The organism is Pseudonocardia kunmingensis (genome assembly GCF_006716445.1).
Taxonomy (GTDB): domain Bacteria; phylum Actinomycetota; class Actinomycetes; order Mycobacteriales; family Pseudonocardiaceae; genus Pseudonocardia; species Pseudonocardia kunmingensis.
This window is the reverse complement of record NZ_VFPA01000002.1, coordinates 1,464,772-1,490,613: the sequence shown is the minus strand read 5'-3', so window position 1 is coordinate 1,490,613 and position 25,842 is coordinate 1,464,772. Positions and strand designations below refer to the sequence as shown.

Annotated in this window: 22 protein-coding genes; 7 read left to right on the top strand and 15 right to left on the bottom strand. The window is 73.4% G+C overall.

Translation table 11 applies throughout. The features are described 5' to 3' along the window. The first annotated feature begins 2 nt into the window (after positions 1 to 2). Genes FB558_RS22705 through nikE form a run of 3 tightly spaced genes read left to right on the top strand, consistent with a single transcriptional unit; the run spans position 3 to position 3,510 of the window. Entirely contained in the window at positions 3 to 1,037 is a 1,035-nt protein-coding gene (locus FB558_RS22705) for an ABC transporter permease (RefSeq protein WP_281288658.1), read from the top strand. Further along, a complete protein-coding gene (locus tag FB558_RS22700; RefSeq protein WP_142056417.1) occupies positions 1,034 to 1,921 on the top strand; it encodes an ABC transporter permease in 888 nt (295 codons plus the stop codon). Before FB558_RS22705 ends, FB558_RS22700 begins: the two co-directional genes overlap by 4 nt. Then, positions 1,918 to 3,510 carry a nickel ABC transporter ATP-binding protein NikE gene (nikE, locus tag FB558_RS22695; protein WP_142056416.1) on the top strand — a complete coding sequence of 531 codons (1,593 nt, stop codon included), beginning with the start codon at positions 1,918 to 1,920 and terminating at the stop codon, positions 3,508 to 3,510. The genes FB558_RS22700 and nikE overlap by 4 nt, the downstream gene beginning before the upstream one ends. On the opposite strand, the gene FB558_RS22690 is transcribed toward nikE, so the two are convergent. Then, the gene (locus FB558_RS22690) at positions 3,507 to 4,427 is read right to left on the bottom strand and encodes a S66 peptidase family protein (RefSeq protein ID WP_142056415.1); all 921 of its coding nucleotides are present in this window, start codon (positions 4,425 to 4,427) and stop codon (positions 3,507 to 3,509) included. The genes nikE and FB558_RS22690 overlap by 4 nt on opposite strands. A 46-nt stretch (positions 4,428 to 4,473) precedes the next feature. After that, entirely contained in the window at positions 4,474 to 5,478 is a 1,005-nt protein-coding gene (locus FB558_RS22685; protein WP_142056414.1) for a cation diffusion facilitator family transporter, read from the bottom strand. A 52-nt stretch (positions 5,479 to 5,530) separates the two neighbouring features. Here FB558_RS22685 and FB558_RS22680 point away from each other — a divergent pair, with 52 nt between their 5' ends. After that, positions 5,531 to 6,745: a hypothetical protein gene (locus tag FB558_RS22680; protein WP_142056413.1), complete on the top strand. Its 1,215-nt coding sequence runs from the start codon at positions 5,531 to 5,533 to the stop codon at positions 6,743 to 6,745. 62 nt (positions 6,746 to 6,807) lie between these two features. Here the strand turns inward: FB558_RS22680 and FB558_RS22675 are convergent, their stop codons facing one another. Together FB558_RS22675 and FB558_RS22670 are read right to left on the bottom strand one after the other, a co-directional pair. Next, positions 6,808 to 7,209 (bottom strand): dihydrodipicolinate synthase family protein, encoded by a 402-nt coding sequence (locus FB558_RS22675; RefSeq protein ID WP_142056412.1) that lies wholly within the window; start codon positions 7,207 to 7,209, stop codon positions 6,808 to 6,810. Further along, positions 7,206 to 8,156, bottom strand: a complete 951-nt coding sequence (locus tag FB558_RS22670; protein ID WP_246106671.1) for a U32 family peptidase — start codon at positions 8,154 to 8,156, stop codon at positions 7,206 to 7,208. The genes FB558_RS22675 and FB558_RS22670 overlap by 4 nt, the downstream gene beginning before the upstream one ends. A 371-nt stretch (positions 8,157 to 8,527) precedes the next feature. Between FB558_RS22670 and FB558_RS43985 the strand changes: the two genes are divergently transcribed. Further along, positions 8,528 to 9,982: a serine/threonine-protein kinase gene (locus FB558_RS43985; RefSeq protein ID WP_211366737.1), complete on the top strand. Its 1,455-nt coding sequence runs from the start codon at positions 8,528 to 8,530 to the stop codon at positions 9,980 to 9,982. 7 nt (positions 9,983 to 9,989) lie between these two features. Here the strand turns inward: FB558_RS43985 and FB558_RS22660 are convergent, their stop codons facing one another. The 5 genes from FB558_RS22660 to FB558_RS22640 are packed head-to-tail and all read right to left on the bottom strand — an operon-like array spanning position 9,990 to position 14,957. Continuing rightward, positions 9,990 to 11,129, bottom strand: coding sequence for a Gfo/Idh/MocA family protein (locus tag FB558_RS22660; protein ID WP_246106670.1), 1,140 nt, complete (start codon positions 11,127 to 11,129; stop codon positions 9,990 to 9,992). Further along, a complete protein-coding gene (locus FB558_RS22655; RefSeq protein WP_142056411.1) occupies positions 11,126 to 11,821 on the bottom strand; it encodes a ThuA domain-containing protein in 696 nt (231 codons plus the stop codon). The genes FB558_RS22660 and FB558_RS22655 overlap by 4 nt, the downstream gene beginning before the upstream one ends. A 10-nt stretch (positions 11,822 to 11,831) precedes the next feature. Then, the gene (locus FB558_RS22650) at positions 11,832 to 12,746 is read right to left on the bottom strand and encodes a carbohydrate ABC transporter permease (protein ID WP_142056410.1); all 915 of its coding nucleotides are present in this window, start codon (positions 12,744 to 12,746) and stop codon (positions 11,832 to 11,834) included. Position 12,747: 1 nt separating this feature from the next. Then, positions 12,748 to 13,638: a carbohydrate ABC transporter permease gene (locus FB558_RS22645; RefSeq protein ID WP_142056409.1), complete on the bottom strand. Its 891-nt coding sequence runs from the start codon at positions 13,636 to 13,638 to the stop codon at positions 12,748 to 12,750. Continuing rightward, positions 13,635 to 14,957, bottom strand: coding sequence for an extracellular solute-binding protein (locus FB558_RS22640; protein WP_211366736.1), 1,323 nt, complete (start codon positions 14,955 to 14,957; stop codon positions 13,635 to 13,637). The genes FB558_RS22645 and FB558_RS22640 overlap by 4 nt, the downstream gene beginning before the upstream one ends. 218 nt (positions 14,958 to 15,175) lie before the next feature. Between FB558_RS22640 and FB558_RS22635 the strand changes: the two genes are divergently transcribed. After that, positions 15,176 to 16,282: a LacI family DNA-binding transcriptional regulator gene (locus tag FB558_RS22635; protein WP_425468058.1), complete on the top strand. Its 1,107-nt coding sequence runs from the start codon at positions 15,176 to 15,178 to the stop codon at positions 16,280 to 16,282. Between the two features lie 28 nt (positions 16,283 to 16,310). Here the strand turns inward: FB558_RS22635 and FB558_RS22630 are convergent, their stop codons facing one another. From FB558_RS22630 to FB558_RS22610, 5 genes are all read right to left on the bottom strand, one after another. Next, the gene (locus FB558_RS22630) at positions 16,311 to 16,736 is read right to left on the bottom strand and encodes a pyridoxamine 5'-phosphate oxidase family protein (RefSeq protein ID WP_142056408.1); all 426 of its coding nucleotides are present in this window, start codon (positions 16,734 to 16,736) and stop codon (positions 16,311 to 16,313) included. Positions 16,737 to 16,836: 100 nt separating this feature from the next. Beyond that, a complete protein-coding gene (narI, locus tag FB558_RS22625) occupies positions 16,837 to 17,568 on the bottom strand; it encodes a respiratory nitrate reductase subunit gamma (RefSeq protein ID WP_142056407.1) in 732 nt (243 codons plus the stop codon). After that, positions 17,565 to 18,140, bottom strand: a complete 576-nt coding sequence (gene narJ / locus FB558_RS22620) for a nitrate reductase molybdenum cofactor assembly chaperone (RefSeq protein ID WP_246106668.1) — start codon at positions 18,138 to 18,140, stop codon at positions 17,565 to 17,567. Before narJ ends, narI begins: the two co-directional genes overlap by 4 nt. Before the next feature lie 43 nt (positions 18,141 to 18,183). Beyond that, positions 18,184 to 19,923, bottom strand: coding sequence for a nitrate reductase subunit beta (gene narH / locus FB558_RS22615; protein WP_142056406.1), 1,740 nt, complete (start codon positions 19,921 to 19,923; stop codon positions 18,184 to 18,186). A gap of 1 nt (position 19,924) precedes the next feature. Continuing rightward, positions 19,925 to 23,620: a nitrate reductase subunit alpha gene (locus tag FB558_RS22610; protein WP_142056405.1), complete on the bottom strand. Its 3,696-nt coding sequence runs from the start codon at positions 23,618 to 23,620 to the stop codon at positions 19,925 to 19,927. Between the two features lie 84 nt (positions 23,621 to 23,704). Between FB558_RS22610 and FB558_RS22605 the strand changes: the two genes are divergently transcribed. Continuing rightward, positions 23,705 to 24,898 carry an MFS transporter gene (locus FB558_RS22605; RefSeq protein ID WP_425468052.1) on the top strand — a complete coding sequence of 398 codons (1,194 nt, stop codon included), beginning with the start codon at positions 23,705 to 23,707 and terminating at the stop codon, positions 24,896 to 24,898. Between the two features lie 12 nt (positions 24,899 to 24,910). Here FB558_RS22605 and FB558_RS22600 read toward each other — a convergent pair whose 3' ends face one another. Continuing rightward, positions 24,911 to 25,726: an alpha/beta hydrolase gene (locus FB558_RS22600; protein ID WP_246106667.1), complete on the bottom strand. Its 816-nt coding sequence runs from the start codon at positions 25,724 to 25,726 to the stop codon at positions 24,911 to 24,913. Positions 25,727 to 25,842 lie beyond the last annotated feature (116 nt).

The window sequence follows — 25,842 nt, the reverse complement described above, 5'->3', positions numbered from 1 at the left end:
TCGTGTCCGAACTGCCCACCACGGCCGTCCCCGCCGACCGGGCGCCGCCTCCGTCCGGGCGCGGACGCGGGACCGGCGCGTTCGTCCTGCGCACGCTGGGCGGCGGCCTGGTCAGCATCGCACTGATCGTCGTGCTCGGGTTCTTCCTGTTCCGGGTGCTGCCCGGCGACCCGGTGCGCACGATGACGCGGGACCGGCCGGGCAACCCCGAGCAGCTGGCGCGGCTGCGCGCGGAGTTCGGCCTCGACCAGCCGCTGCCCCTGCAGTTCGTCGACTACGTCGTCGACCTCGCCCACGGCGACCTGGGCACCTCCTACGTCTACAGCCGCCCGGTCACCACGATCATCCTCGAACGCCTGGGCCCGACGGTGCTGCTCACCGGCACCGCCCTGGTGATCGCGGTGGCGCTGGGCCTGTGGCTGGGCAGCCGGGCGGCGTGGCGGCACGGCAGCGCGTTCGACCGGCTCGCCACCGGCACCGCGCTGGTGCTGTGGTCGGTGCCGACGTTCTGGCTGGGCCTGATCGCGCTGATGGTGTTCTCGGTGGGGCTGGACCTGTTCCCCACCGGTGGCATGACCTCCCCCGGCGGCGTCGAGGGGTTCCTGCCCGCGGTGCTGGACGTCGCGCACCACCTCGTGCTGCCGTGCCTGACGATGGTGGCCGTCGTCTACGCGCAGTACCTGATGGTGATGCGCTCCTCGTTGCTGGAGGAGATGACGGCCGACTACCTCACCACCGCACGCGCGAAGGGCCTGCGCGAGGACCTCGTGCGCCGCCGGCACGCGGTGCCCAACGCCCTGCTGCCGACCGTCACGATCATCTTCCTGCACGTCGGGCTGGTGATCGCAGGAGCGGTCACGGTGGAGACGGTCTTCTCCTGGCCCGGCCTGGGGCTGCTGACCTACCAGGCGCTCGCGGTGCCCGACATCCCGCTGCTGCAGGGCACGCTGATCGCGCTGTCGGTGGCCGTCGTGCTGATGAACACGGTTGCCGACCTCGGCTACCGGTTGCTCGACCCGCGGGTGCGTGCGGCGTGACGGCGGCGATCGCGTGGCGGCGCAGGCGGGCGGCCGCCGCCGGGTTCGCCCGCTCCTACCTGGCGCAGCCGCCGGGCGTGGCCGGGGCGGTCGGGCTGCTCCTGGTGCTGCTGGTCGCGCTCGCCGCACCGCTGCTGGTGCCCGCGGAGGAGCTGTCGGTGATCACCGCGAGCGGCGGCGTGCTCGAACCACCCAGCACCGGGTTCCCGCTCGGCACCGACGAGAACGGGTTGTCGGTGCTCGCCCTCACGGTGACGGGCACCCGGATCTCGCTGCTGGTCGGCGTGTCCGCCGCCCTGCTGTCGGTGGTGATCGGCACGCTCGTCGGCATGGTCGCGGCGCACTTCGGCGGCTGGTTGTCGGCGCTGCTGCTGCGGCTCACCGACTTCTTCCTGGTGCTGCCGTCGCTGGTGCTCGCGATCGTGCTGTCCACCGTGCTGGAGCGCGGCGTCCTGACGATCATCGTCGCGATCGGGCTGACGTCCTGGCCGTCCACGGCGCGGCTCGTGCGCGCGCAGACGCTCACCGTCGAGGCGCGCCCCTACATCGAGCGCGCGCACGTGCTCGGCGGCGGGCACCTGCACGTGCTGGGCCGCCACGTGCTGCCCGCGGTGCTGCCGCTGGTACTGGCCAGCACGACGCTCGCCGTGGGCAGCGCGATCATCGCCGAGTCGACGCTGGCGTTCCTCGGCCTCGGCGACCCGACCGTCGTGTCCTGGGGCGGCATGCTGAAGTCCGCGCTCGACTCCGGCGCGATCACCGCGGGGGCCTGGTGGTACCTGCTCCCGCCGGGGTTCGCGATCGTCGCCGTCGTGCTGGGGTTCACCCTCGTCGGGCGGGCCCTCGAGATCGTCCTCAACCCGGCGCTGGCGGCCCGCCGATGACCCCTGCGCTGCTCGAGTACCGGGACCTCACCGTCTCCTACCGCACGGCCCGGGGCGTCGAGCCCGCGGTGCGCGGGGTCTCGCTGGCCCTGCACGCCGGGGAGACACTGGGGCTGGCGGGCGAGTCCGGCTGCGGCAAGACCACGCTGGGCATGGCCGCGCTGCGCCTGCTCCCCCGTTCCGCCCGCATCGGCGGTCAGGTCCTCGTCGGCGGCGCGGACGTCGGCGGGCTGTCGTGGGGGAAGCTGCGGGCGCTGCGGTGGGCGCAGGCCTCGATCGTGTTCCAGGGCGCGATGCACTCGCTGAACCCGGTGCGCCGGGTCGGCGACCAGATCGCGGAGCCGATCCACCTGCACCACCCGGGCACCCCCGACGTGCCGGCCCGGGTCGCCGCGCTGCTCGACCAGGTCGAGCTGCCACCGGAACGGGCCGCGGCCGCCTACCCGCACGAGCTGTCCGGCGGGCAGCGGCAACGCGTCATGATCGCGATGGCACTGGCCTGCGACCCGCAGCTGGTCATCGCCGACGAGCCGACCACCGCGTTGGACGTCGTCGTGCAGCAGCAGGTGCTGGAGCAGCTCGGCACCTTGGTCGCCGAGCGCGGCATCGGCATGGTGCTGATCAGCCACGACCTGTCGGTGCTCGCCGCGAGCTGCCGGCGGATCGCGGTGATGCAGCACGGCGAGGTCGTCGAGAGCGGCCCGTCCGCCGACGTGGTCCGCCGCCCCTCGCACCCGCACGCGATGGCGCTCGCCGCGGCGTTCCCCACGGTCGGTGACCCCGCCTCGCGGCAGGTGCCCTCCGGAGCGGACCCGGGCCCCGCGCTGCTCGAGGCCGACGGGCTCGGCGTGCGGTTCCCGCTGCGCGGCGGCGGCGCCGTCCAGGCCGTCGACGACGTCTCGCTGACCCTCGGGGCACGCGAGATCGTCGCGCTCGTCGGGCAGTCCGGCTCGGGCAAGACCACGCTGGCCCGCTGCCTGCTCGGGCTGCAGCGGCCCGACCGCGGCGAGGTGCGGTTCGAGGGCCGGCCCCTGCCCCGCACGGCGAAGGGGCTCAAGGCCTACCGGCGCCAGGTGCAGCTCGTGCTCCAGGACCCGACGGGCGCCCTGAACCCGCGGCACACCGTCTCCGAGGCCGTCGCCGAGGGCCCGCGGGTGCACCGGCTGCCCGGCGACGAGCGCGAGCTGGTGGCCGCGGCTCTGGACCAGGCCGAGCTGCGCCCACCGGAGCGCTACCTCGGCGCGCTCCCGAGCGAGCTCTCCGGCGGGCAGCGCCAGCGGGTGGTGATCGCGGGGGCGCTGGCGCTGCAGCCGCGGTTCCTGGTGGCCGACGAGCCGGTCGCGTCCCTGGACGCCTCGGTGCGCGGGGAGATCCTGGCCCTGCTCGTGCGGCTGCGGGAGACCCTCGGCCTGGGCGCGCTGGTGATCACCCACGACCTGGGGCTGGCGTGGACGATCGCCGACCGCGTGGCCGTGATGCACGAGGGCCGGATCGTGGAGGAAGGCCCGACGGAACAGGTCCTGCTCAACCCCGAGCACGCGTACACGAAGCTGCTGCTCTCCGCCCTGCCCGCCCCCATCGGTCGCTAGCAGGCGCCCACCGCGCGCAGGGTGGTGGCGTCCGCGTCCAGTTCCACCTCCGCGCCCAGGGGCACCGTCAGCTGGCCCCTGCAGTGGCCGAAGCCCATCTCCTCCACCAGCGGCACGCCCAGCCCGGCCAGCCGGTCGAGCACGACGTCGCGCACCTGATCGGGCGGGCCGCAGTCCTGCCACGACCCCAGCGCGATACCGGCCACGCGGTCGAACCAGCCCGCGCGCAGCAGGTGGGTGAGGAAGTGGTCGATCCGGTACGGCGCCTCCGTGACGTCCTCGAGAAGCGCGATCGCGCCGTCGGGCGGCCGGGGCGCACCGGGGACGCCGAGGCCCGAGACGAGCAGGCTCAGGGTGCCGCCGACCGTGACCCCCCGCGCGCGCCCGCCCACCAGCGCGCGGGCGTCCGGACCACCGTGCAGCACGGCGGGCGGGTCGAACAGCGCCCGCCGCAACCCCTCCCTGGCCGCCGGGTCGTCGGCGACGGCCTTCGTGGCGACCATCGGCCCGAACAGCGTGACCAGCCCGCACCGCGGCCCGAGCACGGCGTGCAGCGCGGTCGTGTCGCTCGAGCCGACGAACAGCGTGGGGCCTGTGGCCGCCATCGCCTCGAGGTCGAGGTGGTCGAGCACGCGCAGGCAGCCGTAGCCGCCGCGGGCGCACAGCACCGCGTCGACGTCCGGGTCGCACCATGCGCGCTGCAGCTGCGTGGCCCGGGTCGCGTCGTCGGCGGCGAGGTAGGGCAGGGGCGAGTCCCGGTCCCCCGCGCCGCCGTACGTCCGGATCCGCAGCCCCCAGGACTCCAGGACGGCCAGCCCCGCGGCCAGCAGGCCCGGCGGCGCGGGGCCGGCGGGCGTCACCACGGCCACCCGGGCGCCCGCGCGCAGCGGCGCCGGACGGACCGCGCATGCCGTCACCGCGACCGTGCCGCGACACCCGCGCGCGCCACGCCGGGCCGCCTGCTCACGGCTGCTCCCCACGCAGCCGGTCGGCGCCCGCCGGGCCGTAGCGCTCGAGCACCCGCTGCCGCACCACCGGATCGGTGCGGGGCACCGGCTCGAGGAAGATCTCGCGCAGGTCGGGGAACCGGTCGTGCAGCTCGGCGTCGATCTCGACGCACGCCCGCTCGACGCCGGCGGCGTCGAGGGTGTCGGCGAAGTCGACACGGGCGCACAGCAGCACCTCGTCGGTGCCGAGGGTCATCGTCAGCAGGTCCACGACCTGCTCCACCTCCGCGCGGTCGGCGAGCGCGTCGCGCAGCGCGAGCACGGTGCGCCGGTCGGCCTGCCGGCCGATCAGCAGGCCCGCGTTGGTGCGGCCGAGCAGGTACGCCACGCCGGTGAGCAGCAGCCCGACGAGCAGCGACGCGAGTCCGTCCCAGAACGACGAGCCGGTGAGCTGGTGCAGGCCGACGCCGCCGAAGGCGAGGAGCAGGCCGACGAGCGCGGCGCTGTCCTCGAAGAAGACGCTGCGCACCGTGGGGTCGTCGGTGCTGCGCAGCCAGGCCATCGGCGTCGTCGAATCGCGGCGCGCCGCCTCCCGTACCTGGCGCACCGCCTGCAGCCAGGAGATGCCCTCGAGCACGAACGAGACCGCCAGCACCGCGTAGGCCACCCATGCGAGCGTCTGCTCGCTGTCCTCCCCCAGGATCGTGCGGACGCCCTCGATGATCGCGAAGACCGCGCCGGAGACGAAGATGCTGACCGCGGCGATGAGCGCCCAGAAGAACCGCGCCTTGCCGTAGCCGAAGGGGTGGCGCCGGTCGGGCCGGCGCGTCGAGCGGCGCAGGGCCGTGAGCAGGAGCAGCTCCGTCGCCGTGTCGGCGACGCTGTGCCCGGCCTCCGCGAACATCGCCGCCGAGCCGGTGAACATCCCCGCGACGAACTTGAGCACCGCGATGGTGGCGTTCGCACCGGTGGCCACCAGCACCGTGAAAGTGCTGTCCCCACCCGCCGCGTCCCGCGCCACGCGGCGAGGCTAACGCGGGCAGGGCACCCACCGCCGTGTCCGGCACCGGATCGTGCGGCGCGAGGTCGTCGGCGTTCTGCGGCATCCCGCGGGCGGCTGCCGGGTACCCGGCGAGGTGTCCACCAGCTCCACCGCTCCCGAACCGCCCGCCGGTGCCCGCACGCACCGCCGGACCGTCGTCGTCGGTCTGCTCGCCGATCCCGGCCTGCCGACCAACGTCGCGCGCCGGATGGCCGAGGACCTACCCGACGTCCTCGCCGCGCAGGTCAGCGACGCCGTCGACTGGGCGATGGAGATCGTCGACGAACCGTTCGAGATCGCCACCAGCTACCACCGCGTGATCGACAAAGCGCGATCCCGCGTCGGCGGCACCGACTGGGACATCGCGATCTGCATCACCGACATCCCGATGGCGACCGGCAACGGGATCGTGGTCGCCGACGTCAGCCTGCAGGACCGCGTGGCGCTCGTGTCGCTGCCGTCCCTCGGCGGGTTCTGGCTGCGGCACCGGATGCGCGTGCTCGCCGTCGAGATCATCGAGGAGCTCGTCCCGCACCTCGACCCGGCCCTCCACGACGGCGCACTCGCCGACGGCACCCTCACCGACGGCGGGGTCCCGCCGCGCGAGCGGCCCTCGATCCCCCACCTCGCGCGGCGCGTCGCCCCCCTCGATCGCGACGTGGACATCGAGCTGGTGACCTCCCGCCGGTCCGGCATGCTGCGGCTGCTCGCCGGGACCGTGCGGGCGAACCAGCCGTGGCAGTTGGTCGTCGGGCTCTCGACGGCCCTTGCGGGCGCGGCCGCGGGAAGCGCGTTCGCCATCCTGTACTCGGCGATCTGGACGCTCGGCACGGTGCTCGAACCGTGGCGGCTGGCCGCGGGGACGCTCGCCTCCATCGCGGTCCTCGTGGTGTGGCTGATCGCCGGGCACGGGCTGTGGCAACGCGGGCGACGTCGGCTCCGGAGGCTCGACGACCTGCTGAACATCGCCACGCTGCTCACCGTCGTGAGCGGCGTCCTGGTGTTCTACCTCGCGCTGTTCGTCCTCAACGCGTGCGCCGCCGCCCTGATCATCCCGCCGCAGTACTTCGGCGAGGTCGTCGGCCACCCGGTCGACTGGACCGACTACCTGCGGGTCGCCCTCATGGCCTCCGGCATGGGCACCGTCGCGGGTGCGGTCGGCTCCGGGCTGGAGAACGACGCCACGGTGCGCAAGGCGGCCTACAGCACGCGGGAGCAGCAGCGCCGGGCCGGGTTCGGCGCCTGACCGGGCTCACGCAGGCGGTCGAACCGTCCGGGCGCCGTCTCCGGCACCAGCGCCGGTGACGATCACGTCGGCCACCCGGCGACGATCTCGGCGACGGCGCGGGCGGCGTCGGGTCCGAGCTCGTGGTCGGGCGGGCGGACGGCACGGGCGCACAGGCCGAGCCGGTGCACGGCCTCCTTGACGACGGCGACGTTGTCGGCCGCGCCGCCCCTGGCCCTCAGCTCCTCGAACCGCCGCAGGCGCAGCCAGATCTCCTGCACCCGGTCCGCGTCGCCCGCGCGCAGGCCCGCGAGCAGATCGAGCGACAGCCGCGGTGAGACGTTCGCCGGCCCGGAGGTGAACCCGCGCGCCCCCGCCTGCCAGTAGGCGGGGGCGTATGGCTCGGCGAGGCCGCAGATCCAGAGCAGGTGCTCGACCCCGGTGTCGGCGCGCGTCGCGGCGACGTGCACGGAGGACGGGCTCACGCCACGGGCACCGCGAGGCCGGCGGCGCCCAGCTCGGAGGTCACGAGGTCGGGAGCCCCGCGCCGCAGGAACGACAGACCGATCTCGGCGCGCCGCACCCGCTCGCGGGACAGGGTGACGTTCAGCGCCTCGTGCTGGGCGCCGCTCGGGTAGACGTCGGGGTGGTTGCGCAGCCCGAACTTGACGTAGATCGGTGCGAGCACCCGCACCAGCTCCGCGATCTCGTGGTGGCGGACGAACCCGCCCAGGGTGTCCGGGGCCTCCACGTACATGTCGATCGGCAGCTGCGCGGCCGCCCGGATCGATGCCAGGCGCGGCAGTGGCAGACCCGGCGGCACGTTGTAGGTGTCGGCACCCAGGTCCTGCATCAGCCGCACGCTCACCGGGTTGGACGCCATCATCTGCACCGACACCTTCACCACGAAGTCGGCCGCCAGCAGGCCGGCCTCCTTCATGTGCCGGGTCATCAGCAGCAACCCCTCGTCGGCGACGAGCGCGCCGCGCACACCGAGCTCGTTGGCGCGGACCAGGTCCTCCATCGCGTAGGCGAGCTGGTCGGCGCCCTCGTGCCGGCAGCCGACCAGCCCGCTGGTGGGCGTGCGCGCCTGGGCGCCGATGTCCCACGGCGCCCGCGGCCCGACGAACAACGAGAGCTCGACGCGGCGGGCGGCGCACGCCCGCACCATGTCGGTGATCTCCGCGTCGGTGGCGAGCATGATCCCGCTGCCGGACGACACGCGGTGCACGCGGACCCCGCGCACGTCGGCCTCGTCGAACACCGCCGCCAAGGCGGCCGGCCCTTCCACGCTGGGGATCTCGGTGCGGTAGTGCGCGCCGTCGGGGAAGCGCACCGGCGAGTCGGGCAGGTCGTTGACCTCCCGGGCCGGGTAGCCGAGGCGGGTCAGCAGATCGGCGACGGCGCCGCGGTGCGGGTCGGGGCTCACCACGTCGCCACCGCCTCGCCGCTCCACCTGAAACCGCTCGCCTCGCACGGTGACCTCACCAGTTCCCTCCCGGGGTGCCGCAACGCCTCGCTGTCGCCGGGATCCTCCGTGCCGGACGGGTGCGACCGCAACGGGAGTGGGCCGCGACACACCTGCACGCGGGCCGGCCCCGCGTGACGGGTCAGGCGCCCAGCAGCATCTGCGGGAGCTCGGCGATCGCGCGGCGGAACGCACGACCTGCTGGTGGAGTTCCTCGCCGGCTGACGCCGGGCGGCCGTGATCAGCTGTCACGGGCGTCGCCGGGTGATCACCGCGTAACGCGGCCGGCACATCCCGACGACGTCATCCCGGACGCCGACCCCCGGGAGGACTCCGTGAGCGCCGACATCGACCGACCCGCCTGGTTGGGGCCCTACCGCCTCGAGGGCCTGCTCGGCCGGGGCGGGATGGGCGAGGTCCACCGGGCGTTCGACACCCGGCGCGGTCGCCTCGTGGCGCTCAAGGTCCTCCCCGCCGAGCTCGCGCACGACGAGGCCTTCCGCGTCCGGTTGCGGCGCGAGTCCGACAACGCCGCACGGTTGCAGGACCCCCACGTCATCCCGATCCACGACTTCGGGGAGATCGACGGGCGGCTGTTCATCGACATGCGGCTCGTCGACGGCGTCGGGCTCGACCGGCTGATCGCGGCCGGGCCGATGGACCCGCGGCGCGCGGTCGCTCTCGTCACGCAGGTCGCCGAGGCGCTGACCGACGCCCACGCGCACGGGGTGCTCCACCGCGACGTCAAACCCTCGAACATCCTCGTGACCGGCTCCGACTTCGTCTACCTCGCCGACTTCGGCATCGCCCGTGCGCTCGCCGACGACGCCACCGCCCTGACCCGCAGTGGCGCGACCATCGGCACCCTCGCCTACATGGCGCCCGAGCGGTTCGACGGCGGCGCGCCGGACGCCCGCTCCGACATCTACTCCCTGGCCTGCACCCTCGCCGAATGCCTGATCGGACGCGCGCCGTTCGACGCGACGAGCCTGCCGTCCCTGATGAAGGCGCACCTCACGAGCGATCCCCCGCGTCCCAGCCGCATCCGCCCCGACGTGCCACCCGCGTTCGACGAGGTGATCGCGCGCGGGATGGCGAAGGACCCGGGTGCGCGGTACCCGACCGCCCGCGACCTCGCCGCCGCGGCGCAGTACGCGCTGTCGCAATGGGGGCCGCTCCCGGCCGCGGCGCACGCACCGGCGCCGGCACCGGCGCCGGCACCGGCACCGGCACCGACACCGGCACCGACGGCCATCGCGCCGGTTGCGGTGCGCGGCCGGTCGCGGATCCTCGCGCTCGTCGCCGGCGCGGCGCTGCTCGCGGCGGCCGCCGGGGGCACCGGCTTCGCCCTGGGGCGTACGTCCGCGCCCGCGAGCGTGCAGGCCGCGCCGACCACGGTGCCACCGGCTCCGCAGCCGCCCTCGACGGCGTCGCCCGCGGCCCCGACGACGACGCCCCGCCCGTCGTCCAACGCAGGACCGATCGCGATGGGCGGCGAGCGCGCGCCGGCGTACGTCTACACGGTCGAGTCGAACTACCCCGTGACGTTGTTCTACACCGACAGCCAGGGCGACCAGATCAACGCCACCTCGGTCCCGGCGCCCTGGCGGCTGGAGGTGGACACCTCCGCCTGGGGTGCCGACGCCACGCCGTCGCTCACCGTGGGGTCGACCTCGACCAAGGGCGACACCACGGTGACGTGCACGATCACCGACGACCAGGGCACCGTGGTGGCCACCCAGACCCGAGAGTCCGCCTACGCCTCGGCGTCGTGCGCCGTGTTCTTCTGACGGTCGGTCAGACGGTCAGGTCGACCACCCCGGCCACCGGCTCCGGGCGGTGGCAGGTCGTCGTGAGCTCCACGCTCGTGTGGTCGTCGGCGGCCTGCTGCACGGACTCCATGATCTCCAGCACGTGCAGGCCGAGCTCGTCGCCCGCGCGGTGCGGCCGGTCGTCGGCGAGCGCGAGGGCGAGGTCGGCCAGCCCGTGGCCGCGCCCGGCGCCGAGGTAGCCGGCCTCGACGCCGACGTCCACCCAGCCCTCGTCGGGAGCGGTCGCCGAGAACAGCTCCACGGGGCCGTCGAAGTGGTTCGGGTCCGGTACCGAGAGCGAGCCCCCGGTGCCGTGCACCTCGATGCGCGGCAGCCGAGCCGCCCAGATGTCGAAACTCATGATCAGTGTCGACAGGGCTCCGGAGGCGTGCTCGAGGACGCCGGTGATCGTGGAGTCGACCGTGACGTCGAACGACTCCCCCGCCCGCGGGCCCTTCCCGATCGTGCGGGTGACCGACGGGCGCGCCGAGGCGCCGGTGACGCGCACGACCGGGCCGAGCAGGTGCACCAGCGACGTCAGGTAGTAGGGGCCCATGTCCAGCAGCGGCCCGCCGCCGGGCTGGTAGTAGAACTCGGGGTCGGGGTGCCAGCGCTCGTGCCCGGGCGTGGTCATGAACGCGGTGGCCGCGTGCGGCGTGCCGATGCGGCCCGCGTCGACGACGGCGCGCGCCGTCTGCACACCGGTGCCGAGCACCGTGTCGGGCGCGCAACCCACGCGCAGCCCGGCCGCGGCCGCCGCCTTGACGACCTCGCGGCCCTCGGCGACGGAGCCGGCGAGCGGCTTCTCCACGTACACGTGCTTGCCCGCGGCCAGCGCCGCCAGCGCGACGTCGGCGTGCGTGGACGGAAGCGTGAGCGCCAGCACGGCGTCGACGTCCGGCGCCGCGAGCAGCTCCGGCAGCCCGAGCACGCGCGCGCCGTCGTGCTGCGCGGCGAGCGCCTCGGCGCGGTCCGCACGCAGGTCGCAGACGGCCCTGACCTGCAGCTGCGGCAGCCGCGCGAGGCAGGTGGAGTACTGCCCGGAGATGTTGCCCGCCCCGACGATCCCGACCCTCAGCGCCGAGGGTTCGCTCAGCGCCCATGGTTCGCTCGCACGCTCGCTCACCGCGCCGCCCACAGCAGGCCGCGCTCGATGATCGTCGAGACGTTCGGGTTGCGGACGACGTCCATGTCGTGCCCGGGCGTGCAGACGAAGACCTTGCCCCGGCCCCACTCGCGGGTCCAGATCGCGGGCGAGGTGACGGGGCGCTGCCACGGCTCCCACTCGTGGGAGGCCACGGTGGTGGTGGCCAGCACGTCGTTGTAGGAGTCGGTGAGCACCCAGTACTGCTCGGTGACCAGGTCGAAGTCGCCGATCCCCTGCGTGATCGGGTGGTCGGCCGCGGCAGGCAGCATCTCCACCCGGTACGGGATGAAGTAGTCGGACTGCTCCCCCGTGCGCTCCTCGGCCTTCTTCGGCGGGTGGCAGGCGAACTGCCCGCCGATCATCTGCAGGTAGTCGCTGGAGTTGCGGTAGGAGTCGGCGATGCCGCCGTGCCAGCCGGCGATCCCGGTGCCGTTGGCGACGGCGGCCGTCAGCCCGGCCAGCTCATCCTTCTCGATCGTGCTCATCGTCATGCACTGCACGACCAGGTCGACACCCGCCATGTACTCGGCGTCGGCGTAGACCTTCGGCGAGTCCTCGACCCGGACGGCGAAGCCGTTGTCCTGCAGGTGCGGGATGAAGTGGTCGGTGGCCGCGACCGGGTGGTGTCCTTCCCAGCCGCCGCGCACCACCAGTGCCTGCCGATCCGTCACGGGATTCCTTTCACTTCGAGAAGCCGGCGGTCATGCCGGCCAACAGGTGCCGCCGACCGACCACGTACAGCGCGAGGATCGGCAGCGTCGCGAGCACCACGGACGCGAGCACGGCGGGGACGTTGATCCCGTACTCGCCCTGGAACGCCCACAGCGCGAGCGGGAGCACGCGCATCTCGGGGCTCTGGGTGAGCACCAGGGGAAGCAGGAACGCGTTCCACACCTGCAGCCCCTGGTAGATCGACACCGTGATGAGCGCCGGTTGGGTCAGCGGGAACGCCAGCCGCCACATCGTGCCCCACTCGCTGGCGCCGTCCATGCGCATCGACTCGAACAGCTCGTTCGGGACGTCGCGGATGAAGTTGGCCAGGATCAGCACGGACAGCGGGATGGCGAACGCGATCGAGGGCAGGATCAACGCGAGGTGGCTGTCGTAGAGGCTCAGCCGGATGATGATCAGGTAGACCGGGATGATCACGGCCTGCGTCGGGCACGCCAGCCCCATCAGGAAGACGGTGTTGCTGACCCGCAGGAACCGGCCGCGCCCGCCCCGGACGATCGCGAACGCCGCCATGAACGAGAGCAGCACCGCGGGCACGGTCGCGCCGACGGTGACGATCACCGAGTTGACGAAGTAGGACAGGAAGTCGGCCTCGATCACCGCCTGGTAGTTCTCCAGGGTCGGCTCGGCCGGCAGCATGGGGTTGCTGGTGTAGTAGGCCGACTGCGGCTTGAAGCTGGTGATGACGACCCAGTAGACCGGGACGATGATGATCGCGAGCCACAGGAGGCCCGAGAGGCCCCCGAGGTAGTTGGGACGATCGGCGCCCGCCGAGCGCCGTCGCGGCGCCCGCGCGGGCGCCGGACGCGGCACGGGTGCCCCGGACCCCACGTCGGGGGCGGTGGTGCTGGTCGGTGTGGCCATGTCAGGCTCCTTCCAGCTGGCTCTGGCCCGCGTCCTTGCCACCGAGGCGCTGGATGCCCATCGCGAGCAGCACCGCCACCACGACGATGATCAGCGCGATCACGCTCGCGGGACCCATCGCGTTGCCCCGGAACCCGCGCAGGTACATGTCGAGCGCCAGCACCCGGGTGGCGTCGCTCGGACCGCCCCCGGTGAGCACGAAGATCAGGTCGAAGAACGCCATCGAGCCCGCCACCATCAACGTCGACGACGTGATCAAGGTGTACTTCAGCTGCGGCAGCGTGATCGAGAAGAACTGGCGCGCCCGCCCGGCGCCGTCGATCCGGGCCGCCTCGTACAGCGACGCCGGGATCTGGCGCACCGCGCCCTGGTAGATCAGCGAGTGGAAGGGGATGAACTGCCACGACACGATGAAGACCACCGTGGCGACCGCCAGGACGGGGTCACCCAGCCAGTTCTGCACCAGCAGCGGGATACCCAGCGAGGCACCGAGACCGAAGTTGGGGTCCAGCAGCGCCTTGTAGGTGATCGCGATCGCCGCCGAGCTCAGCAGCAGCGGGGTGAAGTACAGGACCGCGAGCACCGCGCGGTAGCGCTGCTGGCCGGCGATGAACACCCCGACGAGGATGCTCAGCGGGGTCTGCACCGCCCAGGACAGCGCCATGATCAGGAACGTGACGCCGAGGGAGTGCAGGAGGCCGGGTTCGGCGAGCACCGAGACCCAGTTCGCGAAGCCGGCGGGCGTGATCTCCCCGATGCCGTTCCAGCTGGTGAAGCTCAGGACGAGCACGCCGATCAGCGGGATGATCCCGAAGGCGGTGAAGAACGCCAACGCCGGCAGCACGAGCCACGTGAGCGACCCGTGACGCACGCTGACCGGACCGCTGGTCACGACGAGGGGACCGCGTTCATGTTGGCGGCGAACTGCTCCGGGCTGATCGACAGCGAGAACAGCTGCTCGATGTTGTTGAGCATCTCCTCCGCCGGGCCCGGCAGCAGCGCCTGGTCCCAGGAGTGCACCCACGACTGCGCCTGGGTGGCCGAGTCGTAGACGAACTGCTGGAACGCGGCGTCGGGCCCGGAGAACTTGCTGTCGACGCCGTTGACGATCGGGACGGCGCCGCTGGCGACCCACCCGTCGATGTCGGCGTCGGTGAGCAGTCCGTTCGCGAAGTAGTCCAGGGCGATGGCCTTCTGCTCCTCCGAGGCCTGGGAGGACAGCGCGAGGAACGAGGCCGGGTTGCCGACGCCGGTGGTCGGGTCGCCCGCGCCGCCCTCGATCGCCGGGAACTGGGTCCAGCCCAGGTTCCCGCCGGTGACGAAGTCGCCGCCCTCCTCCTTCATGGTGCCGTAGGTCCAGGCGCCGTGCAGCATCATCGCGGCCCGGCCCTGGTGCAGCAGGGCCTGGTCGGCGTTGGCGTCGGCGGCGATCGACTGGAAGCCGTTGACGAACCCGTTCGCCCGCACGAGGTCCTGCACCTTCGTCAGCCCGGCGATCGCGGCCGGGTGCGACCAGGCATTCGGCTCGCCCGCCGCGATGGCGTCGAAGACCTCGGGACCGCCCTGGCGGTCGAACAGGAACTCCAGCCACATCATGTTGGTCCAGCGCGACTGCCCCGCGAGCGAGAACGGTGCGATACCCGCGTCGTTGAACACGGGTACGAGCGCCATCAGCTCGTCCCACGTGGTCGGCGGCTGCGCGCCGACCTGCTCGAACAGCTGCTTGTTGTGGAACATGACGATCGGCGACACCTGCTCGCACGGCATCGCGTAGATCCGGCCGTCGATCGTGGCCGCGGGGAAGGCGGTCTCGAAGAGCTTGGACTGGACGGCGGGGTTCTGGGCGAACCAGTCGGTGAGGTCGTCCACCTGGCCGTTGCGCACGTAGTCGCGCAGACCACCGCCGCCCCAGGTCCAGATGACCGTGGGCGCCTGGTTCGCGCCGACCGCCGTGCGGATGCGCGTCTTGTACGCGTCGTTCTCGAAGAACGTGGCCGCGAGCTGCCCGTCGGGGTGCGCGGCGTTGAAGGCGTCGACCGTCGCCTTGCGGAGACCTTCCTGGGGCTGGCCGGTCAGGTACCAGATGCTCGCCTCGCCCGCGGCCGCCTGGCCCGGGCCCGTGGTGCCGCACGCGGCGAGCGCGCTCGCGCCGAGTGGTGCGGCCATCGCGAGGGCCAGGAACGACCGTCGGGAAAGCGGGTTGTGATCCACGTCGATCTCCGTTGCGCCGGGCCGCACCGCTGCGGCCGCTCCGTTCGAGCGGGGGCCGCCATGCCGATACTTTTCGAAACAGCTGGCGTGCGCCGCAGACGATAGGCAGTGGAGCGGAATCCGGTCAAGAGTCAGATAGAGCCCGTGGCCAGCCCGATATCGGAACGTTTCCCCGGAGCCCGTCTTCGAAAAGTTTCGGTGGCGCCGCTCCCCGCGGTCTGCCTAGACTGCGCCTCGTCAGAGGAGGAGGCACTGCCCTGGGTGCACTGGAAAGACCCGCCGCGCGCCGGCCCGCCGCACGCGCCACGCTCGCGACGATCGCGGCGTCGGCGGGGGTGTCGGTCGCGACCGTCTCCAAGGTCGTCAACGGCCGGGACGACGTCGCCGCGGGCACGCGCGCGCTCGTGGAGGAGCTGCTGCGCCGGCACGACTACGTGCCGCCGTCCACCCGCCGCCCCTCGACCGCGCCGGCCACGGTCGAGCTGCTCATCCACGGCGCGTTCGGGGCGTACTCGACCCAGGTGATCGAGGGACTCGTCCACGCCGGCGCGGAGGCGGGCGCCTCGGTCGTGGTCGGCGCGCTCGACGACCGCCTCTCGGGCACCACCCCGCAGGCGTGGGCCCGCCGCCTCGCCGCCGCAGGGCGGGTGGGCGTCATCGTCGTCACCGGCGCCCTCACGCAGGCGCACATCCACGCGCTCGCGCTCGCCGGCGTGCCGCTGGTCCTGATGGATCCGCTGAACCTGCCGCGCGCCGAGGTCACCAGCGTCGGTTCCACGAACTTCGCCGGTGGCATGACCGCCACCCAGCACCTGATCGGCCTCGGCCACCGCGACATCGCCTACGTCGGCGGCCCCCCGACGGCGGGGTGCAACCAGGCGCGGCTGCACGGCTACCGCGCCGCGCTGGAGACCGCCGGGATCACGGCACGTCCCGAGTACGTCCACGGCGAGGACTTCAGCTACGACGTCGGGCGCCGCGCCGGTGCCGCGCTGCTGGACCTGCCGGCCCGGCCCACGGCCATCGTCGGCGGCAGCGACACGATCGCGCTGGGGATCATGGAGGCCGCCCGGGTCCGCGGCCTGCGGATCCCCGACGAGCTCAGCGTCACCGGCTTCGACGACACGGAGGTGGCCACGATGGCCGCTCCGCCGCTCACGGTGATCCGCCAGCCGCTGCGGGAGATGGGCCGCGTCGCCCTCAAGACCGTGCTGCGCCTCGCGGCGGGCGAGAGGCTCGACTCCCACCACGTGGAGCTGGCCACCGAGCTCGTCGTCCGCAGCACCACGGCCCCGCCGCCCGGCGCCCGCTTCCCAGCCCCGTGATCGGCGAGTCGGCGAGCCGACGTCGACCTCACTGCGTCCGCACCCGGGTCGGGCGCACCCTGATCACCGCCGAGTAGTCGGCGAAGAACTCCTCGACGGACAGCCCCGCGTCCTGCAGGACGTCGTCGTACTTCGCGGTGTACGCGGCGGCCTCGTCCGCGCCCAGGGGACCGGGGGCCGGGGTCGCGACGCCCTCGACGGTGAGCACGCCGCCGGCGTCGTCCGACCGGTCGACCTCGAGGTGCAGGGCGAGCCGGGGGTTGCCCGTGAGGTTGCGGATCTTCTGGCTGCCCGGCCGGCTCATGATCAGGACCTCGCCCCCGTTCCAGAGGAACCCCACCAGGGACGACTGCGGCTGGCCGTCGGACCGGACGGTCGTGAGCCACAGCTCGCGCTCCCCGCGGAGCCGCTCCTCGGCATGGATGCTGCGCGCGTCGTCGAGCCCGGGAAGCATGTCACGTCCTCCTCCTGCCGGTGGTGGCGCAACGGTAGGAGCTGAAGTCAGGTTGAGGTCAACGGCACCGCCGAACGCGGCGACATCTTCTGCGCCGTCATCACCCGGTCCTCTCCCAGCCCCGGCGCGGCGTGCGGGACGCGGGGCCGCCCGCCCGGGAGCGGTAGACGATGTAGGGGCGGAACAGGTAGCCGAACGGCGCGGTGAACGCGTGCACGAGCCGGGTGAACGGCCAGATCGCGAACAGCAGCATGCCGATCAGCGTGTGGACCTTGAACCCGAGCGACGCCGCGGCCATCGACTCGACGTCGGGCTGCAGCACGAACAGCGAGCGGAACCACGGCGAGACGGTCTCCCGGTAGGAGTGCTGCTCGCCGAGCACCCCGGTGCCCAGCAGCGTGGTGGCCAGTCCGGCGACGATCGCGGCCACCAGCACGACGTACATCAGCTTGTCGTTGCGGGTGGTGGCCATGAAGACGGGGCCGGTGGTGCGGCGCCGGTAGACGAGGATCCCGACCCCGACGAGGGTGCAGAAGCCCGCGATGCCGCCGAGCGCGAGCGCCTGCACGTGGTAGATGCCCTCGGTGATGCCGACGGCCTCGGTCCAGCTCCTCGGGATGACCAGGCCGATGACGTGGCCGATGACCACCACGAGGATGCCGAAGTGGAACAGCGGGCTGCCGATGCGCAGCAGCCGCGACTCGTACAGCTCCGAGGACCGGGTGGTCCAGCCGAACTTGTCGTAGCGGTAGCGCCAGACGGTGCCGCCGACGAGCACGGCGACCACCACGTACGGCAGCACCGCCCAGAGCAGCACGTCCAGCACGGTCATCGGGTTCCTCCCGGCGCGAACGGGGCGAGCTCCAGGCCGACCTGCTCGCGGGGTGGTCCGCTGCGCGCCAGCGCCTTCGCGGCGGCGACGTCGGCGGGTGATGGGCCGGGCAGCAGCGCGCAGACCGCCTCGACGGGGGCCGCGTACGGCGTCGCGGCGTCGCGCAGGGCCAGCCGCAGCAGCTCGACGCCCGCCCGGTGCTCCTGCAGCAGGGCGAGCCCGTCGGTGAGGTCGGCGGTGGCGGCGTACTCCAGCACGGTGGGCAGGAAGTCGGGCAGCTCGTTGCTCTCGAGCTCCACCCCGCCGCAGCGGTAGCGCTCCTTGAGCGCGGCGAGCGCGCCGCCGCGGCGGCGGGTCTCCCCGTCGCTCCACCAGGTCAGGTACAGGCAGCAGCGGCGCCTGCGGTCGAACACGGCGACGTAGTGCTCGGCCAGCGCGGTCGGCGCGGTCGCGGCGGCGGCGTCGAGGAAGGTCGTGAGCCGGTCCCGGGGCGTGCCGGGCGGCAGCGCCTCGACGGCGGCGCGGACCAGCGGCAACGCAGCCAGCACCCGCTCGTCGGGTACTGCAGGCACAGGGACGCCGCCTGCAGCACGACCTCCTGGTGGCGGGCGCGCCTCACCGCCGGTCCTCCGACGTGGGCGCGCCGCGCTCCGGTGCCGCCCCGCGCTCGGTGACCGCACCCGGCCCGCTCGGGGCCTCCCGGGGCGGGGGGAAGAGCCCCGGCGGGCGCCCCTTCCCGTCCCAGTTGAGCAGGTTGACGCGCGCGCCGCGGTCGCCGGGATCGGCGACGGCGTCACTGGTCTGCCGGTCGCGCAGCGCGTGGAAGGTCTCGACCGATACCGGCACCGGCCGGCCGGAGGCCTCCCCGAACGGGCCGCTGCCGACCGTCATCCCGGGCCCCCCGTCGACGTCCAGGCTGCACCCGATCTCCTCCAGGTGGTGCGCCTCCGCGGCGTAGGCCGTCGGGATCACGTAGCGCTCGTCGTACTTGGCGATCGCGAGCAGCCGGTACATCTCGACGATCTCGCCGCCGCTCATCCCGACCGACCGGGCGATCGACTCGTCACGAGGCCGGTCGAGGGTGACGTCGCGCATGTAGGAGCGCATCGCGGCGAGCTTCTGGAGCACGCCGCGCACCGGCGCGGGGTCGCCCGCGGTGAACAGCTCGGCCAGGTACTCGACGGGGATCCGCAGTGCGTCGATCGCGCCGAAGAGGTTGCCGGCGTCCTCGCCGTCGTGCCCGGTCTCGGCGAGCCGGTCGACCACCGGCGACAGCGGCGGGATGTACCAGACCATCGGCATCGTGCGGAACTCCGGATGCAGCGGCAGCGCCACCCGGTAGTCCTTCGCGAGCGTGTACACCGGGGAGCGCTGCGCGGCGGCGAGCCAGTCCTCGGCGATGCCCTCCCGCCGGGCGGCCGCGAGCACCTGCGGGTCGTGCGGGTCGAGCAGCAGGTCGAGCTGGGCCTCGTAGAGGGCGCGCTCGTCGGCCACCGACGCGGCCTCGGTGACGCGGTCGGCGTCGTAGAGGAACAGCCCGATGTAGCGCAGCCGCCCCACGCAGGTCTCGCTGCACACCGTCGGCAGCCCGACCTCGACCCGCGGGTAGCAGAACGTGCACTTCTCCGCCTTGCCGGTGCGGTGGTTGAAGTACACCTTCTTGTACGGGCAGCCGGTGACGCACATCCGCCAGCCGCGGCACTGGTCCTGGTCGACGAGCACGATGCCGTCCTCGGCGCGCTTGTACATCGCCCCCGACGGGCAGGAGGCCACGCAGGACGGGTTCAGGCAGTGCTCGCAGATGCGCGGCAGGAAGAACATGAAGGCGCGCTCGTAGTCGAAGCGCACCTTGTCCTCGGACTCCTTCCGGATCCGTTCGACGACGGGGTCGCGGGGCCCGTGCTCGGGGGCGCCGCCGAGGTCGTCGTCCCAGTTGGCGCTCCACTCGACGGCCATGGGCTCGCCGGAGATCAGCGACTTCGGCTGCGCGACGGGGAAGTCGTCGCCGAGCGGGGCGTCGGTGAGCTTCTCGTAGTCGTAGGTCCACGGCTCGTAGTAGTCGCGGATGTTCGGCAGCACGGGGTTGGCGAAGATCGACAGCAGCTTCCGGAAGCGGCCGCCCGCCTTGAGCTGCAGCCGGCCGCGGGAGTTGCGGACCCAACCGCCCTTCCACTGCTCCTGGTCCTGGTAGCGGCGCGGGTAGCCCTGTCCCGGGCGGGTCTCGACGTTGTTGAACCACACGTACTCGACGCCGCTGCGGTTGGTCCACGCCTGCTTGCACGTCACCGAGCAGGTATGGCAGCCGATGCACTTGTCGAGGTTCATCACCATGCCCAGCTGGGCCATCACGCGCATCTCAGTACTCCACGGTCTGGCTGCGCCGCCGGATCACCGTGACCTCGTCGCGCTGGTTGCCCGTCGGGCCGAGGTAGTTGAACGCGAACGACAGCTGGGCGTAGCCGCCGATCAGGTGGGTGGGCTTCACGAGGATGCGGGTGAGCGAGTTGTGGATGCCGCCGCGGCGGCCGGTGGCCTCGGACTTCGGCACGTTCACCACCCGCTCCTGGGCGTGGTAGACGAACACGGTGCCCGCCGGCATCCGGTGCGAGACGACCGCCCGGGCCACCAGCACCCCGTTGCGGTTGACCGCCTCCACCCAGTCGTTGTCCCGCACCCCGATCGACGTGGCGTCCGGCTCGCTCATCCAGACCACCGGTCCCCCGCGCGAGAGCGAGAGCATGAACAGGTTGTCCTGGTACTCCGAGTGGATCGACCACTTCGAGTGCGGCGTCAGGTACCGCACCGTGACCGACGTCCCGTCCCCGCCGTCCGCGTCCGGCCGGGGCTCGCCGAACAACCGGTGCATGTCCAGCGGTGCCCGGTAGGTCGGCAGCGTCTCGCCGAACTCGTGCATCCAGTCGTGGTCGAGCAGGAGGTGCATCCGCCCGGTGAGCGTGTGCCACGGCTTGCTCCGCTCGACGTTGACGGTGAACGGGGCGTAGCGCCGCCCGCCGGTCTCGCTGCCCGACCACTCCGGGCTGGTGATCACCGGGACCGGGCGGGCCTGGGTGTCGGCGAAGACGATGCGCTTCTCCTCGCTGCCCTCGGCGAGGTCGACCAGCCGCGTGCCGGTGCGCCGCTCCAGCTCGCGGAACCCCTGCACGGCCAGCCGCCCGTTGGTCGTGCCCGACAGCGCGAGGATCGCCTCGGCCATCTTCGCGTCGGTGTCGATCGCCGGGCGGCCCTCCCCCGCGCCGCCGAGCAGCACGCCGTTCTGCGCGGCGAGCTGCGCCAGCTCCACGTCCGGCCGGTAGGTGACGGCCTTGGTCGTCATGCCGAGCCGGTCGAGCAGCGGCCCGATGCTCGCCATCTTGTCGGCGATCGCGGTGTAGTCCCGCTCGACCACCACGAGGTTCGGCATCGTGACGCCGGGGACCGGCTCGACCTCCCCCGTCCGCCAGTCCCGCACCCGCCCGCCGGGCTGGGCGGTCTCGCCCGGCGTGTCGTGCTGCAGTGGCACCGCCACGACGTCGCGGCGCACCCCGAGGTGGGTGCGCGCCAGCTCCGAGAACCGGCGCGCGATCGCGTGGAACGCGGCGAAGTCGGTGCGCGTCTCGAACGGCGGGTCGATGGCCGGGGTGAAGGCGTGCACGAACGGGTGCATGTCGGTGGTGTTGAGGTCGTGCTTCTCGTACCAGGTGGCGGCGGGGAGCACGACGTCGGCGAGCAGCGTGGAGCTGGTCATCCGGAAGTCCAGCGCGAGGAGCAGGTCGAGCTTGCCCTCCGGCGGGTCGCCGTCGCGCCAGGTGACGTCGCGCGGCCTGCGGTCCGGCGGGGTCTGCTCGGCCAGCAGGTTGTCGTGGGTGCCGAGCAGGTGCCGCAGGAAGTACTCGTCGCCCTTCGCCGACGAGCCGAGCAGGTTCGCCCGCCACAGCGTGAGGCAGCGCGGCCAGTTCTCCGGCGCGTCCGGGTCCTCGATCGCGAACCGCAGGCGGCCGGCCCGCAGCTCGTCGACCACGTGGTCGGCGACGGGACGCTCCCCCGCCTCGTCGGCGACGTCGAGGGGGTTGCGGTCGAACTGCGGGTAGGAGGGCATCCAGCCCAGCCGGGCCGAGAGCGCGATCGTGTCGATCGTGTGCATGCCCGCGAGGTGGCCCCGCGCCAGCGGCGAGGTGAGCGCGTCGGCGCGGTAGCCGTCGTAGCGCCACTGGTCGGTGTGGGTGTACCAGTACGCGGTGCCGATCATCTGCCGCGGCGGGCGGGACCAGTCGGTGGCCATCGCCATCGTCGCCCAGCCGGTGATCGGCCGGCACTTCTCCTGCCCGACGTAGTGCGCCCACCCGCCGCCGTTGCGGCCCATCGAGCCGGTGAGCAGCAGCAGCGCCAGCACCGCGCGGTAGGTGGCGTCGCCGTGGAACCACTGGCAGATCCCCGCCCCCATGATGATCATGGTGCGGCCGCCGGACTCCTCGGCGTTGCGGGCCATCTCCCGCGCCACCCGCACGGCCTGCGCCGCCGGTACCGAGGTGATCGCCTCCTGCCACGCGGGCGTGTACGGCTCGTCGGCGTCGTCGTAGCCGGTCGGCCAGGTGCCGGGCAGCCCGGCGCGCCGCACGCCGTACTGGGCCAGCATCAGGTCGAGGACGGTCGTGACGACCTTGCCCGCCACCCGCCGCACCGGGACGCCGCGGCGCAGCACCCCACCCGCGCCGTCGAGCGCGTCGAACCGCGGGAGGAGCACCTCCGCGGCCTCGTGCCCGAGCACGGTGAGCGCCGGCGCGACCCCGTCGAGGTCGAGGTTCCACCTCCCGGCGCCCGCCTCGGTGTACCGGAAGCCCAGCGAGCCGTTCGGCACCACCGGCTCGCCGGTGCGGCCGTCCAGGAGCACGGTCTTCCAGGCCGCCCCGTCGGCCGTGTCGCCGAGGTCGGCGGCGGTGAGGAACTTCCCCGGCACGTACGCGCCGTCGCGCTCGTCGAGGGTGACGAGGAACGGCAGGTCGGTGTGGCGCTGGACGTAGTCGACGAAGAACGGCACCCGCCGCTGCACGAAGAACTCGGTGAGCACCACGTGACCCATGGCCATCGCCAGTGCGCCGTCGGTGCCGGGCTGGGCGGGCAGCCAGGTGTCGGCGAACTTCGTGTTGTCGGCGTAGTCGGGCGAGACGACCACGACCTTCTGCCCCTTGTAGCGCGCCTCGGCCATCCAGTGCGCGTCCGGGGTGCGGGTGATCGGCACGTTCGATCCCCACATCAGCAGGTAGGACGCGTTCCACCAGTCCCCCGACTCCGGCACGTCGGTCTGGTCACCGAACACCTGCGGGGAGGCGACGGGCAGGTCGGCGTACCAGTCGTAGAACGAGGTCATCGCGCCGCCGATCAGCTCGATGAACCGCGAGCCCACCGCGTGGCTGACCATCGACATCGCCGGGATCGGGGAGAACCCCGCGACCCGGTCCGGCCCGTGGGTCCTGATCGTGTGGACGTGGGCGGCGGCCACCATCTCGACCGCCTCGTCCCACGACACGCGCACGTGCCCGCCCTTGCCCCGGGCGCGCTGGTAGCGGCGGCGCTTCTCCGGGTCGCCGGTCACCTCGGCCCACGCGAGGACGGGGTCGCCGAGCCGGGCCTTCGCCTCCCGGTACATGTCGACCAGCACGCCGCGGGCGTAGGGGTAGCGCACCCGGGTGGGTGAGTAGGTGTACCAGGAGAACGCGGCCCCGCGGGGACAGCCGCGGGGCTCGTACTCCGGGGAGTCCGGCCCGACCGACGGGTAGTCGGTCTGCTGGCTCTCCCAGGTGATGATCCCGTCCTTGACGTAGACCTTCCACGAGCACGACCCCGTGCAGTTCACGCCGTGGGTGGACCGGACGACCTTGTCGTGGCTCCACCGGTCGCGGTAGAAGACGTCGCCCGCGCGGCCGCCCTCCCGGTAGACGGCCCGCAGGTCGGGCGAGGTCTCCCGGCGGGTGAAGAACCTGCCCGTACGCAGGAGCGCGTCGGCAGCGGGACCGTCGGTGCCTGCGACCGCGCGCCGCGGGCCCGTCTGCGTCATGTCGTCCCTCCGAGTGCTCGGGTGGCCACACCACAGTGACAGCGCCCACACTGCTCGACAACTCCACGACCGAGGGGAGACGGCGTGTCACGGACACGGGACGCAGCGACCACGGCGCAGGGCGCGGGCGCGATGCTGGCCCTCGCCACCGTCGGCTTCACGCTCACGTTCTGGGCATGGGCGCTGCTGTCCCCGCTCGGGGCCGCCCTGCGCGACGAGCTGTCCCTGAGCTCGTTCCAGCAGTCGCTCGTGGTGGCGGTGCCGGTGATCGTCGGATCGCTCGGCCGCATCCCGGTGGGCGTCCTCACCGACCGGCTCGGTGCGCGGCGGATGTTCCCCACCGTCGCGCTGCTCACGATCGTCCCGGTGCTGTACCTGGGACACGTCGCCGACTCGCTCGCCGAGTACCTCGTCGGGGGGTTCTTCCTCGGCCTGGGCGGCACGACGTTCGCGATCGGCGTGCCGTTCGTCAACTCGTGGTACCCGCCGGCCCGCCGGGGCCTCGCGATCGGCATCTTCGGAGCCGGCATGGGCGGCACCGCGATCTCCTCGTTCACCACCGTGCAGCTCGCCGAGGCCGTCGGCCCCAGCTTCCCGTTCGACCTGGTCGCGATCGTCCTCGCGGCGTACGCCGTCGCCGCCTACCTGCTGCTGCGGGACCGGCCCGACCGCGCGGTCGCGGGCGGCTCGGCGGTGGCCGGACTCGTCCGCACGCTCCGGATGCCGGTCACGCTGCAGCTCTGCTTCCTCTACGCGGTGGCCTTCGGCGGGTTCGTGGCCTTCAGCGTGTACCTGCCGACCTACCTCATCACCGCCCACGGGCTGCAGCAGGCCGACGCGGCACTGCGGACGGCCGGGTTCGTGGTGCTGGCCGTCGCCATGCGGCCGGTCGGGGGGTGGCTGTCGGATCGCCTCGGCCCGATCCCGGTGCTCGTCGCGGTCTTCGCCGGGGTCGGCGTGCTGGCCGTGGTGGCCTCGTTCGAGCTCCCGCTGAACCCGGCGGCCGCCGCGGTCTTCCTCGCCATGGCCGCGGGGCTGGGCGCCGGGTCGGGCGCGGTGTTCGCGCTGCTCGCCCGGGTGGTGGAGCCCGAGCGGGTCGGCGCCGTCACCGGCGTCGTCGGCGCGGCGGGCGGGCTCGGCGGCTTCTTCCCGCCGCTGGTGATGGGGCTCGACTACGGGGCGACCGGGGACTACACCATCGGGTTCCTCCTCCTGGCCGCCACCGCCGCCCTCGCGGCGGTCGTCACCGCGACCGCGGTGCGCAGGCGCGCGCGGTAGCAACGGCCGCGGTCAGCCCGGGCCGACCCGCACCACCGCCGCGACGACCGCGGGACCGCTCACCAGCTCCGGGTCGTTGTGCCGCACCCCCGGCAGCTCCAGGTACGCCGCATCCGCCGCGGCGGCGACCGCGCGGCTCTGCCCGACGGGCACGATCTCGTCGGCGCCCCCCGCCACGACCGAGACCGGCACCCGCACCGCCGGCAGGTACTCCATGAGCGGGAACCGGTCCCGCAGCAGCACCCGCACCGGCAGGAACGGGTAGACGCGCGCCCCGACGTCGGCGAGCGAGGTGAACGGGCTGCGCAGCACGAGCGCCGCAACCGGCCGCTCCGTGGCGAGCCGGGTCAGCACCGCGGCGCCGAGGCTCTCGCCGAACAGCACGAGCCGCTCCGGCGGCACGCCGCGGTCCTCCACGAGGTACCGGTGCGCCGCGCGCACGTCGGCGGCAAGGCCCTCCTCCGTGGGCGAACCGGGGTTGCCGCCGTAGCCGCGGTACTCGACGAGCAGCACGTCGAAGCCCTCGGCCGCCAGCGCGCGGGCGAGCGGTACCCGCAGCGCGCGCGAGCCGGCGTTGCCCGGCGCGACCAGCACCGTCGCGCCGCGCGCGGAACCCGTCGCCGGGGCCCACCACGCCGTGAGCGCGAGCCCGTCCTCGGTGTGCAGCACCACGTCGCGGCCGCCGTCGAGCACCGCCGCGGCCGGCTCGTCCGGGACCCCGAACGGGAGGAAGACCAGCCGCCGCTGGAACAGCCACGCCAACGCGGCCACCACGAGCAACACCGCGACGGCGGCGGCGCCCACCCGCACCGCGGCGCTCGCGCTCACGCCGCCTCCACCGCGCCGACGCTACCGGCCCACGGCGGGCATTGCCCCGGGAGCGATCCCCGCCCCGACGGTGGCGCCTGCTACCGGGGCCGCGGCTGGAGGTGGTGGACGCGAGC

What these genes read in the sequence shown, in the direction of transcription:
- nikE (WP_142056416.1), top strand. Translation starts at nt 1,918, where the DNA reads ATGACCCCTGCGCTGCTCGAGTACCGGGACCTCACCGTCTCCTACCGC.
- FB558_RS22650 (WP_142056410.1), bottom strand. Translation starts at nt 12,746, where the DNA reads ATGGCCACACCGACCAGCACCACCGCCCCCGACGTGGGGTCCGGGGCA.
- FB558_RS22630 (WP_142056408.1), bottom strand. Translation starts at nt 16,736, where the DNA reads ATGCTTCCCGGGCTCGACGACGCGCGCAGCATCCATGCCGAGGAGCGG.
- narI (WP_142056407.1), bottom strand. Translation starts at nt 17,568, where the DNA reads ATGACCGTGCTGGACGTGCTGCTCTGGGCGGTGCTGCCGTACGTGGTG.
- narH (WP_142056406.1), bottom strand. Translation starts at nt 19,923, where the DNA reads ATGCGCGTGATGGCCCAGCTGGGCATGGTGATGAACCTCGACAAGTGC.
- FB558_RS22610 (WP_142056405.1), bottom strand. Translation starts at nt 23,620, where the DNA reads ATGACGCAGACGGGCCCGCGGCGCGCGGTCGCAGGCACCGACGGTCCC.